We start from the raw sequence: 13703 nt of genomic DNA, 5'->3' as shown, positions 1-13703 counted from the left end.
CTGCCGCGCGCCTTCGTACGCTCGGTCAGTCGTCCCAGAAGGGCCGGGCGCGGGCCGCGGCCGCGGCGATCTCCGCGCCGTCCAGGGGCGTGAAGGCGAGGTCCACCCCCAGCAGGGGCCACTCCACCGCCAGTTCGAAGAGCTGCGGCGGGGGCAGCGGCCAGAGCCAGAGCGCGTACTCGCTGTCGATGTCCTCGCCGGAGCTGCCGCCGCCCTCCTCGTTCAGGCTCAGTACCGGCCGCTCCGGGCGCTGCCCGGGCCAGTCGTCCTCGTCCTCGTCGTGCTCGTCGACGGTCGTCACCACGGAGCCGTCCGCGAAGCGCACCCCGAAGCGCAGCAGCCCGTCCGGGTGCCGGCCCTGCGCGGCCGCTTCCTCCGCCTCCGCCACCTGCCAGGGATCATCGTCGTACCCCCACATCCCGCGGGAGACCAGCGCCCACTCCTCACGGCCCATGCCGGGCCGGCGCCGGGCACGCAGCCGCAGCCGGATCTCCACGCCGTCCTCGTAGGCGACGGCCTGGGTCGCGACGATCGCGAGGTGGTCGTTGCGGGCCAGCACCCGCTCCAGGGGCACGATGCCGCCGATCACGTCCTCGGGCGCGCCCTCCCAGGGGACCCGCGTGAACACCGGTTCCTCGACCGGCTCTTCGTCCCTCGGCCGGGGCGGCGGAAAGAAGTCCATGCGGCAACCGTACGGCGGTGCCGTTCCGCCGCGGTACCGGTTTGCGGCGCGGTCATGACGCCGTGCGACCAGCATGCGGAAGGCCCGTCCGCGATGCGGACGGGCCTTCCTGCGCTCAGTGGGCGCGCTCGGTCAGTAGACCGGCTTGTCCGGCTCGATCTGGTTGACCCAGCCGATGACGCCGCCACCGACGTGCACCGCGTCCGAGAAGCCCGCGGACTTCAGGACCGCGAGGACCTCGGCGGAGCGGACACCCGTCTTGCAGTGCAGGACGATCTTCTTGTCCTGCGGCATGTCCTGCAGGGCGGTGCCCATCAGGAACTCGTTCTTCGGGATCAGCTTGGCGCCGGGGATCGAGACGATCTCGTACTCGTTCGGCTCGCGAACGTCGATGATCTCGATCTTCTCGTCGCCGTCGATCATCTCCTTGAGCTGCTTCGGAGTGATCGTCGAGCCGAGCGCCGCCTCCTGGGCCTCGTCCGACACGACGCCGCAGAAGGCCTCGTAGTCGATGAGCTCGGTGACGGTGGCGTTCGGGCCGCAGACCGCGCAGTCGGGGTCCTTGCGGACCTTGACCTGGCGGTAGGTCATCTCCAGCGCGTCGTAGATCATCAGACGGCCGACCAGCGGGTCGCCGATGCCGGCGAGCAGCTTGATGGCCTCGTTGACCTGGATGGAGCCGATCGAGGCGCACAGCACGCCGAGGACGCCGCCCTCGGCGCAGGAGGGCACCATGCCCGGCGGCGGGGGCTCCGGGTACAGGCAGCGGTAGCAGGGACCGTGCTCGGACCAGAAGACCGACGCCTGGCCGTCGAAGCGGTAGATCGAACCCCACACGTACGGCTTGTTCAGCAGCACGCAGGCGTCGTTGACCAGGTAACGGGTGGCGAAGTTGTCCGTACCGTCGACGATCAGGTCGTACTGCGCGAAGAGCTCCATGACGTTGGAGGAGTCGAGGCGCTCTTTGTGCAGGTTGACCGTGGTGTACGGGTTGATGCCGAGGACGGTGTCCTTCGCGGACTCCGCCTTGGAGCGGCCGATGTCCGCCTGGCTGTGGATGATCTGGCGCTGCAGGTTCGACTCGTCGACCTCGTCGAACTCCACGATGCCGAGCGTGCCCACACCCGCCGCGGCCAGGTACATCAGCGCGGGCGAGCCCAGGCCGCCGGCGCCGACACACAGCACCTTGGCGTTCTTCAGCCGCTTCTGCCCGTCCATCCCGACATCGGGGATGATCAGGTGGCGGGAGTACCTGCGGACCTCATCGACGGTGAGCTCCGAAGCGGGCTCTACCAGGGGTGGCAGCGACACGGGGACTCCGTTGGTCGGTAATTCATGACAGTTGCTCTGTCGGTAACACTGCCACGCCCTTCTTCATTCCGAGACACCAGGTCCGATGCGCGAGACGAATTCGTCCCAGTAACCGGGCAGCGTCTGCCAGGCGTCCCCGGCGCCGGTGTCCCGGCGGTCGGTGAAGAAGACGGTGCCGGCGCCCTGCCACCGGGCGATGCGCAGCGCCTCCTCCAGGTGCGTCCGCGGGATGCCGTGCACCAGGTGGCAGAACCGCTCCGGCGGATGGTCCGCGGTCCACTCCGCCACCTGTGACCAGCGGTACTCCGTCCACGGGCCGGCGAAGGTGACCAGCTGATCGGCGCTCTCCGCGTACCCGGCGCACGGATGCTCGCCGTGCCGGAAGACGAGGTACGCGTCGTCCGTCAGGGCCCGCAGCGTGGTGGCGACGCGGCGGGTCTCGGCGAGGTGCGTCCGATCCGTGGGACAGCGGTCCAGGATGAAGCCGTCCACCCCGTACCAGTCGAGGTACCGGTGCGCCTCGGACACCAGCTCGCCGAAGCTCCGGGAGCCGTACGCCGCGTTCAGGTGGCCGAGCAGCCGGGGGCCGGGCCGCCGTACGCCGGCGGACCGGTCCGGCCCCGTCGCCGCCCGCAGCCGGGCGACGGCGGCCAGGCAGTGCGGGTCGGGCCGGGAGCCGGGGCCGTCGGCAACGTTCAGCACGGCCCAGTGCAGCGGCCCGCCGCCGTACGGATGCGGGCCCTCCTGGGCCAGCCGGTGCAGCTCGCCCCACTCGGCCGGGGCGAGCAGCGGGTGCCCGTATCCGGGCACCCCCACCCCGAGCGGGCCGGCGCCGAGCGCCGCCTCAAAGCTCGGGGTCGGCGCGGTCAGATGCGACATGCGGCCTCCATCCAGATGTCCGCGAGCGATTCCTCCAGCCCGATGCGCGGGCGCCAGCCGAGCCGGTCGCGGGCGGTCCGGACGTCGGCCTGCTGCCAGCTGCCGCAGCCGTCCGGGTACGGGTAGGCGGGCAGGCCGCCGCCGGGGTGCTCGCCGCTCTGGCCCGGGATCGCGACCCGCGCGGGGGCGTGGCCGCCCGGGGCGAACCCCGGCGGCGTGTCCAGTTCGTGCAGCGCGCCGCCGAACCCGGCGACTCTGGCGAGCACGGCGGCGGCCTCACGCAGTCGTACGGCCTTGCCCGTGCCGATGTTCACCACTCCCTGGGCGGCGGAGAGCGACGCGGCGTGCACGGCGCGCGCCACGTCGCGCACATCGACGAAGTCGCGCTGCACCCCGAGCCCGCCCAGCTTCAGCTCGCCCTCGCCGGACTGGATGGTGCGGCGCATCGCCTCGGCGAGCCGGCCCAGCGGGGACCCGGCCGGCGTGCCGGGCCCGACCGGCGAGAAGACCCGCAGCACGACCGCGTCCAGGCCGGAGCCCAGCACCAGTTCGGTCGCGGCGAGCTTGCTCACGCCGTACGGGCCGCCGGGGCGCGGCACCGCGTCCTCGGCGGTGGACGACCCCGGCTGCGACGGCCCGTACTCGGAGGCGCAGCCGAGGTGCACCAGACGGGCGCCGCAGCCGCTGCGCCGCAGGGACTCGCAGATCGTGGCGACCGCGACGGTGTTGTGCCGGGTCAGGTCGCGGGCGCCGCCGCGCGTCGTGCCCGCGCAGTTGATCACGACGCCGGGGTGCACCGCGTCGAGGAAGCGGGTGAGCGCGCCCGGGCTGCCCGAGGCCAGGTCGAAGCGGACGTCGGCGTCGTCGCCGCGGCCGAGCGCGGTGAGCTGGACGGCGGGGTCGGCGAGCAGCCGGTCGGCGACGTGCCGGCCGAGGTACCCATTGGCACCGACGAGCAGAACCCTCATCGCGCGCCCCCCAGTTCCGGAACGGCCGGGCGGACGGTGGCCCGCTCGCGCAGGGCCGGGGCGGTGGCCGGCTTCCGTACGGCCGGTTCACGTACGAGTGGTTCTCGTACAGCGTGCTGGACGGTCATGGGCGAGGGCTCCTCAGAGGGGGTCGTGAAGGGGGTCGGGGTACGGAGCGGGGGGGGTGGCGGTGCGCGGGCCGGTGCCTGCGTGGCTGCGCGGCCGCGTGGGTCAGGGGGTGGCCGCCGCGGGCGGGCCGGCGGGGCCGGGCCGGAGCGCGGCGGTGCCGGGCTCCGGGGAGTGCGCCGACGCGCCGGTCAGGGCCCGCAGTCCGTACGCGAACAGGCCGAGCGCGGCGGCGGTGCAGGCGACGGCCGGTACGACGGCGGGGCCGAGCAGGCCGGCCACCGTCTCCACGGGGCGGGCCACCGCGTCCAGCCCCGGCAGCCGCCCGGCGGGCAGCGTGGCGAGGGCCACGGCCTCCAGCGCGCCGGCCGCGGCGAGTCCGGTGCCCGCGGCCGCCGGGAAGCCGTGGACGGCAAGGAGGCGGGCGAGGAACAGCAGCGCGGCGAGGGCCAGGGCGGCGACGGAGGGGGCGAGCGCGCGGAGCGGCAGCGGCCCGGGGCCGGCGCCCGGCGTATTGGTCAGGAGGCCGGCGGCGACCAGCAGCGCGGTGACCGCGGCCACGAAGAGCAGCACCGTGCCGATCAGCAGGGGCCGCATCCGGGCCGCGAACTCGCCGAGGCCGCGGCTGGCCGCGAGCCGGCGCCGCCCGCGTACCGCGAACCGGCGCACGCACCAGGCTGCGGGCACGACCGCGCAGCACAGTGCGACCGCGGTCGCCGTGCCGTGCGGGGTCAGGCCGGGCAGCCGGAGCGGCCCGCCGCCGGCCTCCGGGGCCGCGGCGAACAGCGCCTCGAAGGCGGCCCGCCACCCGCCCGAGGGCACGTCGGGGCCGCCGGACTGCAGCAGGTGGAACAGCCGGTCCCCGAAGAGCGCGTAACCGGTGAGCCAGCAGGTCCACAGGGCCGCCACGCGGCCGGTGCGGTGCCCGCCGCCCAGCGGTCCGCTCCGCAGGCACAGCCGCAGCGCCAGGAAGACGCATGCCGCGCCGGCGACAGCCAGGGCCGGGCGGACGTACGGGGCGGGCGCCGGGCCCTGGACCGAGGCGACGGCGGCGACGGTGGCCGCGGCCAGCGCGCCGGGCAGTGCCTGCAGCGCGGCGCGGACGCGGCGGGAGGGCAGCGGCGCCGGGTCCGCGGGACGCGCGGCGTCGGGGGCGTCGGCGCGCGGCACCCGGGCGTAGAGCTCCTCGGCGAGCGAGAAGACGTCACGGTGCCGGAAGCGGGCGGCCGTACGGTCGGTCACGCCGTGCGCCTCCAGTCCCGCGGCGATCTCCAGCGGGTCCACGGCCCGTTCGCACAGCTCCCGGTGGCGGTGCATCAGCTCCCGTACGGGGTCGGCGGGCCCCCTCCGGGGCGGCGCCTTCCGGGCGGGGCCCTCTTCGGGGGCGGAGTACGGGGCATTCGGGGCGGCGTGCGGCTCCTCTTCGTGGCCCGCGTCCCGCACCGCCTCGGGGGCACGTCCGCGGCCGGCACCTCTGGGGGCGTCGGCCGCGTCGCCTTCGGAGACGGTGGCACTTCCGGAGACGGCGGCGCTCCCCGATGCAGCGATGCTCCCCGATGCAGCGGCGCTCCCGGAGGCGGTGGCGCTTCCGGAAGCCGTCGTGCCGGCGGCGGGCCCGTCGGCCCCGGCCACGTCGCCCGCGGGAACGGTGCTCCCGGCGGCCCGGCCGAGCAGCGCGCTGGAGCGGGGGTCCCAGCCTCCGGGGCTGCGCGGGGTGGTGGGCAGCTCGGGCCGGTGCGCGGCCCGGGTCCGGTACGCGGTCATGCGTCGGCTCCTCCTCTCGTCCGGGCCACGCCGGCCGGCACCCGCGGCCCGGCGTGGTCCGGCCCCGCGGGCGGTCGGGCCCAGCTGGGGGTGTGGCCGCGGTCCTGCGGCCCGGACGCCGGGCGGGCGGCGGACCACCGGCCCGGAAGCTGTGATTCGGCGGTGCGCGCGAAGAGGCGCGGCGCGCCGTCCACGTCCCGCTCGGCGTGGAGCAGCGGGGTGTGCGCCATCAGCTCCAGGTAGATGCCACGAAATGCCCCGATGTTCTGCTCGACGGTGAACAGTTCGAGTGCCCGGGCGCGCGCCGCCGCGCCCAGCCGGGCCCGCCGCGCCGGGTCGCTCAGCAGCGCGGTGCACGCCTCGGCCAGCGCCCGGGGGTTGCGCGGCGGTACGACAAGGCCCGTGCCGCCGATGACCTCGCAGACCGCGCCCACGTCCGTGGACACCGTGGCCCGGCCGCAGAACATCGCCTCCACCAGCGTCCTCGGGAAACCTCCGACGACGCTGGAGAGCACCAGCACCGCACCCGCTTCGTAGGCGTCGGCGAGGCGCGCCACGCCGGGGTCGCCGATCTCCTCGAACGAGACCGGGTTCTCGCCGACCGTGACCGCGTCGGCGGCCTCGTCCGGGAAGAGCTGCGCGGCGAGCGCCCTGCAGTGCGCGAGATACGCGGCCGGCTCCGGGCCCTCGCCGGGTGCGCCGATGATCCGCAGGGTCGCCTCCGGCTCGGCGGCGCGGACCCGGGCGAACGCGTGCAGCAGGCCGATGAGGTCCTTCTCGGGCTCGACGGTCCCGACCCACACCAGGGTCTTGGAGCCGTCGGCCGCGGCGTCCGGGACGGCGGCGAACGGGGCGGCGTCCATGCCCGGGTAGACCGTGCGGAGCCGGTCGCGGGGCGCACCGCACCGCTCCTGCCAGCGGCGGATGCGGGTGTTGCCGGGGGTGATCAGGTCGGCCACGCGGTACGTCTCCGTGGCGAGCGCCGCCTCGAAGGCCGCCAGCAGGGCGTGCACGGGCGTGCTGAGCGGTGCGGCGCCGCGCGCGAGGTAGTGCTCGCGCAGCCGTACGCCGTACTCCGTGACCAGGAGCGGAGTGTTGCAGAAGCGTTTGGCCAGCAGTCCGGCGAGCGCCGCCGGGCCGCCGCTCGTGACGTGGCAGAGGTCGACTCCGCCGAGCCCCCGCTCGTCGGCGCACCCTGCGCCCCGCGCACCTTCGTGCTGCCCGCCCTCCCCGTCCCCGTACCAGTCCAGCGACAGCGGGCGCAGCGCGGTTTCGAGCGCTTCGGTGACGGCCAGCAGGTCGCTCACCTGGGCGGCGCGCGCGGCCACCGTGGCGCCGGGCGCCCGGCAGGCCGCTTCGAGCACGCGGACGGCCGTCTCGGAGCGGAGCAGTTCGGGCAGGAGGCCGTCGCTGCGGGCCAGCTCGGCGAGGCCGTACAGCCCCGCGGCGAAACGGTCCGCCTGCGGTTGCGCACCGCTGCTCACGCCGCCTTTGCCGCGCGGGTCCGCCGCCTTCGCCGGCTCGTCCGCCGGCTCTCCGGGCGCCCCGCAGAACGCCGCCGTGAGGTCCGCGAAGTGCCGGGCGAAGCGTCGGCGTACGCGGCGCCCGGCCCGGGACTTCGCGCCGGCCGGCCACCAGCGGTCCGCGTCGGGCAGCTCGCCCCCCAGCGGGGCCGTGCGTGCCACGCGGACCCGCTTCGGCAGCCCGGCCGGACCGGGCTGTGCCGCGGCGTCCCGGCCGAGCGCGTACAGCTCGAAGTCATGACCGGTGAGCCCGCGCACGAGCCGGTCGCACCAGGCGCGCGTTTCACCACACGCGTACGTATCGCCACTCTCGGTGAGCAGACCTATGCGCACAAGTGCACCCCCGTTCCTCGGATCGGCGACCTTCCGGGCGATGGCCGGATTCGGCACCGCCTGCGCCCCGACGCTACGCAGAAGCACCGGTGGCGCGACGGACGGTTGTCCATCGCGCCACCAAAAGGGGTGAAGAGGCGTAACTTTCCACCGAACCCGGCGTTCCGATGCGCTACGTGCACAGAGCGCTACATGGAGTGGCAGCCGCGCGGGCGGTGAACCGGCACCGGGGACGTGCCGCCAGGAACGTGCCGGGCGTCAGGCGGTCGGGAACGGCCAGGCGTTCGGGCGGCAGGTGACGCCGTCCGTGCTCAGGAACTTGGTCTGCTGCATCATCACGGGCGCGAGCGCCCCCTGCCGGTGGCAGCCCTCGTGGTCGTGGCCCAGCCGGTGCCCCACCTCGTGGTTGATCAGCATCTGCCGGTACGCGTACATCTTGTCGGCGCCGTACGTCTCGGCGCCGCGCGCCCACCGGTAGGCGTTGATCATGACGCGCTCGGTCGCGGCGGAGTCGCAGGAGACGCGCTCCTGGCTGGTGTCCAGGCCGGACTTGGCGCACCACTCGTCCGTGGTGCCCGGGCTCGCCAAGGTGATCACGAAGTCCGCCTTGCCCGAGGCGACGCGCTCGAACGTCCGCCGCCCTCCGTGTGCCCAACTGCGCTCGTCGTTCAGCGTCTTGTGCACCGCCTCGGCGAACAGCCCGCCGTCCAGCCCGAGTCCGTCCTCGATGTCGACGCGGTAGCGCACCACGTCACCGCGGCCCGGTGCCGCCGCCGCACCGCCGGCCGGCTCGAACGTCCCCGGCCCCTTCAGATCGGCGGCCAGCGGATAGACCTTGGCCATCCTGTCCGCGTACGTGACGGGCGCGGCGGTGGGCCCGGTGTGCGGGCTCGCGGCGTCGGCGTCCGGCGAGGCGTCCCCGCCGCTCACCGGCGCCCCCTCGGCGCCGATCTTGCGGGCGTCGGCGACCTGGCCCGCGACCACCACCGCGAGCACGGTGGTCACCGCGGCGGCGGCCACTCCGGTGAACGTGCGCCCCTTGGCACCGCGCCGCCGGGCGGGAGCGTCCTGCGACGACTCCCGCCCGGCGAACTCCGCTTCGTATGCGGCGAGTTCCTCGCCCTCCTCGGGACCGGAGGACGGTGGGTACCCGGGAGGCGCCCCCTGTGCAGCCCCCGAGGGCGGCACGGGCGCGGTGGGCGGACCGTCCTCCGGGGTCCGCGCGCCCTTCGGGGCACGCGGACCGGACACCGCGCCGGGAGCGGGCGCGGCGAAGTGACCGTCATCGGCGAAGGCGTCCAGGTACTCCTGGCGCGGCCCCGGCCGGCCGCCGCCCGGATCGACAGGCGTACCGAGCACACCGGGCCGGCCGCCGCCCGTACCGCGCTGGTGCGGCACCAGCGGGACGCCCGGCGCCTGCGGGTGGCGCGGGCCGCCGGTGTCCTCCTCGTGCGCCGGATGGCCGCCGCGCACCGGCGGGGCCTCCGCCGGGCCGTCCTCACCGCGCCGCCGGCGGCCCCTGCCGGGCCCCGTGTCCGGCCGGGGGTCCTGAGCGCCACCGCGAGCGTCCGCGGGCCGCCGGGGCGGCGGGGCGGCAGCGGCCTGCCCGCCCATGAAGACGTCGGTCTCGGTGGTGTCGGCGGTCCCGTCCTGGGCCCGGCGGCTATGGCGTCCCACTGGGCCCGTCAGCTCCTGCCCGCGTCGGCGGTCGTGTCACCCGGCGCACCGTCCGCGCCGTTCTCCGGAGCGACGGCGCCGCCACGGGTGCCCCGCGCGGCACGGCCCTTCGGGCCCTCGGCGGGCGTGCCCTCCGTGTCGTCCAGCAGCTCCCGGACCGCCCGGGCGACGGTCGGCGGGTACTCCATCATCGCGACGTGGCCCGCCTCCGGGAGCGTGAGCAGGCGCGAGCCGCGGAAGGCGGCCGCCGCCCTGCGGGCCATCCGGAAGGAGACGAGCCGGTCCCGCCCGCCGTAGATGAGCAGGGTGGGGGCGAGGACGCGTTCCGCCTGCCGCCACAGGTTGTGCTGGCCGCCGATCGTGTAGGCGCTGACGATGCCGCGCGAGGCGCGCTCCATCACCTCCCAGAAGTACGGCAGTTCCAGCCGGCGCGCGGTCTCCTCGACCGCCGCCGCCACCTCTTCGGGGGTGGCCTTCCCCGGGTCTCCGTAACAGAGGGCCAGCACCTCACGGGTGCGGCGCTCGGCCGTCCAGTCCCGCGTCAGGCGGCTGAAGAGGCCGGTCACGCCGGGGAGCGCCAGCAGGCCCGTGGGCAGCGCGCTGAGCTGCGGCCGCAGTTCGGGGAGGGCGGGCGAGACGAGCGTCAGGGTCCGTACGAGGTCGGGGCGGACCGCGGCGACCCGGGTGGAGACCGCGCCGCCCATGGAGTTGCCGATGAGGTGCACGGGGCCGCGACCGCGGTGATCCAGGTACCGGATGACCGTGCGGGCCTGGCCGCTGATGGAGTAGTTGCCGTCGTCCGGGGGCGGGGAGTCGCCGAAGCCGGGGAGGTCCAGCGCCTCGCCGTCGACCCGGTCGGCGAGCAGCGACATCAGGGCGGACCAGTTCTGCGACGAGCCGCCGAGGCCGTGGACGTACAGGGCGGGCGGCAGCCCCTCGCGCACTCCGGCGGGCGCGCGCACGCTGAGCGTCACCCCCGGCAGGCTCACGCTGCGCAGCGTCTCCTCGGCGCCCACGTACGGGCCCGGCCCCCCGGGCGGTACCGGGAGCGCGGTTCGGGTGTCCGGCGGCTCCGTGGAAGACATGCGTCGATGTTACGAGACGATCACACCCCTTCCGGTGTGTTCGCCATCACACGTCTCTCGCGTCACGGTCGGCGCACACGGGGCTGCACAGCGTGTGCGTACTTACGGAGCCGCCACCCGTTCGCGGCGCGTACCACGTCGCGCCGGACATTCCCCTCTCATAGGCTCGTGTAAAGGACGCTCGCCCAGGAAAGGGGAGCCACCATGCCTGTCGACCCCACAGATCCGGATACCTTCGACGAGGACGAGGCGGCCGAAATGGACGTGGAAGCACCGGAGGCGGACGCCCAGGAGCAGCTGGCCGAGCTCGCTCCGCACCGCGACGACGCGCTGACCGGCGGCGATCCCGACGCAGCGAATGAAGCGGACCTTGCGGAACAGGCCCGCGTCGTCGACCTCGACGAAGACGATTACCGGTGACCTGAGCCGGTATGTCGGCTTCCCGAAGGTGCCGGGCGGATAAATTCTCGGTCCGGACCGCGCACAGCCTCGTTACCCAAAAGTACGATGGCGGGCGCGGTGCACCGTGCTGTGTGCATCTCGTACGGAACGACACTGGGAGGCGGCGTGAGCGCCATCGAGCAGACAGAGGCCGCGCGCCCTCGGGGCACGCGCCTGCCGCGCCGGGCGCGGCGCAACCAGCTCCTGGGCGCTGCACAGGAAGTCTTCGTGGCACAGGGGTACCACGCTGCGGCGATGGACGACATCGCCGAGCGGGCCGGCGTCAGCAAGCCGGTGCTCTACCAGCACTTCCCCGGCAAACTCGACCTCTACCTCGCGCTGCTGGACCAGCACTGCGAGGCGCTGCTGCACTCGGTGCGGACGGCCCTGGCCTCCACCACCGACAACAAGCAGCGGGTCGCCGCGACCATGGACGCGTACTTCGCGTACGTGGAGGACCCGGGCGGCGCGTTCCGGCTGGTGTTCGAGTCCGACCTGACGAACGAGACGGCCGTCCGCGAGCGCGTGGACAAGGTCTCGCTGCAGTGCGCCGAGGCGATCAGTGACGTGATCGCGGAGGACACCGGGCTCTCCAAGGAGGAGTCCATGCTGCTGGCGGTGGGCCTGGGCGGAGTGTCCCAGGTCGTCGCGCGGTACTGGCTCTCCAGCGAGCGCACGGTGCAGCGCGACACCGCGGTGCAGCTGCTCACCTCGCTGGCCTGGAAGGGCATCGCGGGCTTCCCGCTGCACGGCACGGAAGGTCACTGAGAGCGGGCTCGGGTCCGCTCCCGAAGCGGGCGCCGAGGGCCGTCAGCGGGGCACGCCCCGGCCGCGGCCCGGCGCCCGCTCCGGGTACGGCGGCGCGACGCGCGCTTCCCGTGTTCGCTGCGGGCGTGCTCCGGGACGGCCTTTCCGTCCCCGTACCGGGCTAATGTGTGCTGCGTACGGCGCGGATCGTCGCGCACCCCGCCCCCTGGTCGGACCGGGGGGACCGAGACCGTCGGAGGGACATAAGCCGTGGAGGTCAAGATCGGCGTGCAGCACGCGCCCCGCGAGATCGTCCTGGAGAGCTCGCAGTCTGCCGAGGATGTCGAGAGCGCGGTCTCCGCTGCGCTGGGCGGCAAGTCGCAGCTGCTGAGCCTGGAGGACGAACACGGCCGCAAGATCCTGGTGCCGGCGGACCGCCTGGCGTACGTCGAGATCGGCGAGCCGGCCGGGCGCAAGGTGGGCTTCGGCGCGCTGTAGGACGCTGCCGCAGGCACAGCACGCATGACGGGCGGCGGCCCGGGGAGACGATTCCCCGGGCCGCCGCCCGTTCTGCGTGCCGCGCTCGCCCGCAGCCGTGCACTCTCGGCCGCTTTTCCCTGCTCAGGGCCGTGATCGCACCTTTGTCCGGCCCGGCACGATTGCCCGTGGCGCCCCTTGGGTACGACCGCCCACGAACGACAGTGACTCCGCCGTATCAGGACGGCGTCATCGCGCGGGAGGGGAAACATGATCTTCGAAGTGCTCGGCGCCGCAGTCCTGGGCCTCGCCATTGCCCTCGCCGCCGTGCGGCGACTGCCCGGCCGCTTCCCGACCCGGAGCCTGACGCTGGCCACGGGGCCCGGCGCGGCCGTCTTCGGGGCGCTGCTGGCCCACACGGTCCTCGGACCGGGCTGGGCGCCCGCAGTGCTGCTCGTGGCCGTGGGCGTCTGCGCCGCGCTGCTCTCGCTGCTGCTGCGTCCCGCGCCCCGGCCGGCCCGTCGGCTGCGCCGATCAGCGACGGCCTGAGGCGCCGCGGGAGGCCCGGCCGCCGTCCGCCGGGGACTCCGGCACGGACGGAGCGTGACGGGCGCTTTCCGGCCGATGTCGGGACGGAGAAACGGCGCGTTCCGCACCGTGGGCCCCGCACCGTCCCGGACGGTGCGGGGCCCACGGGGTGAGCATCCTCATACGGGCCGGGCGAAGATCCTGACCCGAGGGCGGGACAGACCGGCCCCGCCGCCAGTGCCTCAGGCGGCCAGACCCAGGGCCGCCATCCGCTTCGTGTGCGCCTCGGTGATGCGCGAGAACATCCGGCCGACCTCCGCCAGGTCGAAGCCGTCGGCCACCCCGCCGACCAGCATCGTCGACAGCGCGTCGCGCTCCGCGACCACCCGCTGCGCCTGCGAGAGCGCCTCGCCCATCAGGCGGCGCGCCCACAGCGCGAGCCGGCCGCCGACCCGCGGGTCGGCCTCGATGGCCGCGCGGACCTTCTCGACGGCGAAGGAGGCATGCCCTGTGTCATCCAGCACACCGAGCACCAGCTCCTTGGTGTCGGAGTCCAGCCGGGCCGCCACCTCGCGGTAGAAGTCGCTGGCGATGGAGTCGCCGACGTACGCCTTGACCAGGCCTTCCAGCCAGTCCGACGGGGCGGTCTGGCGGTGGAACTCGTCCAGCGCGGCGACGAACGGCTCCATCGCCGCGTTCGGCTCCGCGTCGATCTGCGCCAGCCGCTCCCGCAACCTCTCGAAGTGGTGGAATTCCGCCGAAGCCATCTTCGCCAGCTCCGCCTTGTCGTCCGTGGTGGAGGCCAGCTTGGCGTCCTCGGCCAGCCGCTCGAAGGCGGCCAGCTCGCCGTACGCGAGGGCGCCGAGCAGGTCGATGACCGCGGCGCGGTACTGCGGGTCGGCGGCCGCCTGCTCCCAGGTCTGGGCGGCGATCCCGGTGGGCTCGTCGGGCGTGGCGTCGGCGGTGGCGTTGTCGGGCGTCTCCATGAAGCGCACAATAGCCCGCCGCGCAAGCCGGGAGAGGGCCTGGTCAGCCACTCGGGTCCCACCCGACCGAACGATTGCCCGGACACACATGCGCTCATCCGGGGTATGGTGGTAATGAGCCCGCCGACTATCGGTGGGCCTGCCACGCATGCGGATGCCCGGTCGGTGGCCCGATC

At 74.7% G+C, this 13703-nt stretch carries 14 protein-coding genes; 4 read left to right on the top strand and 10 right to left on the bottom strand.

The genetic code is table 11. The features are described from left to right. Nucleotides 1–25 precede the first annotated feature (25 nt). The 9 genes from ABZ840_RS28620 to ABZ840_RS28580 form a co-directional block, all read right to left on the bottom strand. On the bottom strand, nucleotides 26–682 hold the full coding sequence (locus tag ABZ840_RS28620; protein WP_361563869.1) for a hypothetical protein: 657 nt from the start codon (nucleotides 680–682) through the stop codon (nucleotides 26–28). A gap of 132 nt (nucleotides 683–814) precedes the next feature. Further along, nucleotides 815–1993 (bottom strand): adenylyltransferase/sulfurtransferase MoeZ, encoded by a 1179-nt coding sequence (gene moeZ / locus ABZ840_RS28615; RefSeq protein WP_361563866.1) that lies wholly within the window; start codon nucleotides 1991–1993, stop codon nucleotides 815–817. A 63-nt stretch (nucleotides 1994–2056) separates the two neighbouring features. Further along, nucleotides 2057–2872: a spherulation-specific family 4 protein gene (locus ABZ840_RS28610; protein WP_361563863.1), complete on the bottom strand. Its 816-nt coding sequence runs from the start codon at nucleotides 2870–2872 to the stop codon at nucleotides 2057–2059. Continuing rightward, nucleotides 2860–3840: an NAD-dependent epimerase/dehydratase family protein gene (locus tag ABZ840_RS28605; RefSeq protein WP_361563860.1), complete on the bottom strand. Its 981-nt coding sequence runs from the start codon at nucleotides 3838–3840 to the stop codon at nucleotides 2860–2862. The genes ABZ840_RS28610 and ABZ840_RS28605 overlap by 13 nt, the downstream gene beginning before the upstream one ends. Continuing rightward, entirely contained in the window at nucleotides 3837–3968 is a 132-nt protein-coding gene (locus tag ABZ840_RS28600; protein ID WP_361563857.1) for a hypothetical protein, read from the bottom strand. The genes ABZ840_RS28605 and ABZ840_RS28600 overlap by 4 nt, the downstream gene beginning before the upstream one ends. A gap of 103 nt (nucleotides 3969–4071) precedes the next feature. Continuing rightward, nucleotides 4072–5730 (bottom strand): hypothetical protein, encoded by a 1659-nt coding sequence (locus ABZ840_RS28595; RefSeq protein WP_361563854.1) that lies wholly within the window; start codon nucleotides 5728–5730, stop codon nucleotides 4072–4074. Then, nucleotides 5727–7586, bottom strand: a complete 1860-nt coding sequence (locus ABZ840_RS28590) for a glycosyltransferase (protein WP_361563851.1) — start codon at nucleotides 7584–7586, stop codon at nucleotides 5727–5729. The genes ABZ840_RS28595 and ABZ840_RS28590 overlap by 4 nt, the downstream gene beginning before the upstream one ends. Nucleotides 7587–7844: 258 nt before the next feature. Continuing rightward, nucleotides 7845–9263, bottom strand: a complete 1419-nt coding sequence (locus ABZ840_RS28585; protein WP_361563849.1) for a DUF3152 domain-containing protein — start codon at nucleotides 9261–9263, stop codon at nucleotides 7845–7847. An 8-nt stretch (nucleotides 9264–9271) separates the two neighbouring features. Beyond that, the gene (locus tag ABZ840_RS28580) at nucleotides 9272–10348 is read right to left on the bottom strand and encodes an alpha/beta hydrolase (protein WP_361563847.1); all 1077 of its coding nucleotides are present in this window, start codon (nucleotides 10346–10348) and stop codon (nucleotides 9272–9274) included. Between the two features lie 204 nt (nucleotides 10349–10552). On the opposite strand from ABZ840_RS28580, the gene ABZ840_RS28575 reads away from it, so the two are divergent. From ABZ840_RS28575 to ABZ840_RS28560, 4 genes are all read left to right on the top strand, one after another. After that, nucleotides 10553–10768 carry a hypothetical protein gene (locus ABZ840_RS28575; RefSeq protein ID WP_361563845.1) on the top strand — a complete coding sequence of 72 codons (216 nt, stop codon included), beginning with the start codon at nucleotides 10553–10555 and terminating at the stop codon, nucleotides 10766–10768. A 147-nt stretch (nucleotides 10769–10915) separates the two neighbouring features. Then, nucleotides 10916–11557, top strand: coding sequence for a TetR/AcrR family transcriptional regulator (locus ABZ840_RS28570; protein ID WP_361563842.1), 642 nt, complete (start codon nucleotides 10916–10918; stop codon nucleotides 11555–11557). A gap of 249 nt (nucleotides 11558–11806) precedes the next feature. Further along, nucleotides 11807–12034 carry a DUF3107 domain-containing protein gene (locus ABZ840_RS28565; RefSeq protein WP_361563840.1) on the top strand — a complete coding sequence of 76 codons (228 nt, stop codon included), beginning with the start codon at nucleotides 11807–11809 and terminating at the stop codon, nucleotides 12032–12034. Between the two features lie 249 nt (nucleotides 12035–12283). Continuing rightward, complete coding sequence (locus ABZ840_RS28560; RefSeq protein ID WP_361563837.1) at nucleotides 12284–12562, top strand: hypothetical protein; 279 nt, start codon at nucleotides 12284–12286, stop codon at nucleotides 12560–12562. A gap of 221 nt (nucleotides 12563–12783) precedes the next feature. Here the strand turns inward: ABZ840_RS28560 and ABZ840_RS28555 are convergent, their stop codons facing one another. Next, the gene (locus ABZ840_RS28555) at nucleotides 12784–13527 is read right to left on the bottom strand and encodes a ferritin-like fold-containing protein (protein ID WP_361563834.1); all 744 of its coding nucleotides are present in this window, start codon (nucleotides 13525–13527) and stop codon (nucleotides 12784–12786) included. Nucleotides 13528–13703: the final 176 nt, after the last annotated feature.

The organism is Streptomyces sp. NPDC047117, from assembly GCF_040643545.1.
Lineage (GTDB): Bacteria > Actinomycetota > Actinomycetes > Streptomycetales > Streptomycetaceae > Streptomyces.
Note: the sequence above shows the minus strand (reverse complement) of the source record. Positions and strands in the feature narration are given on the sequence as shown.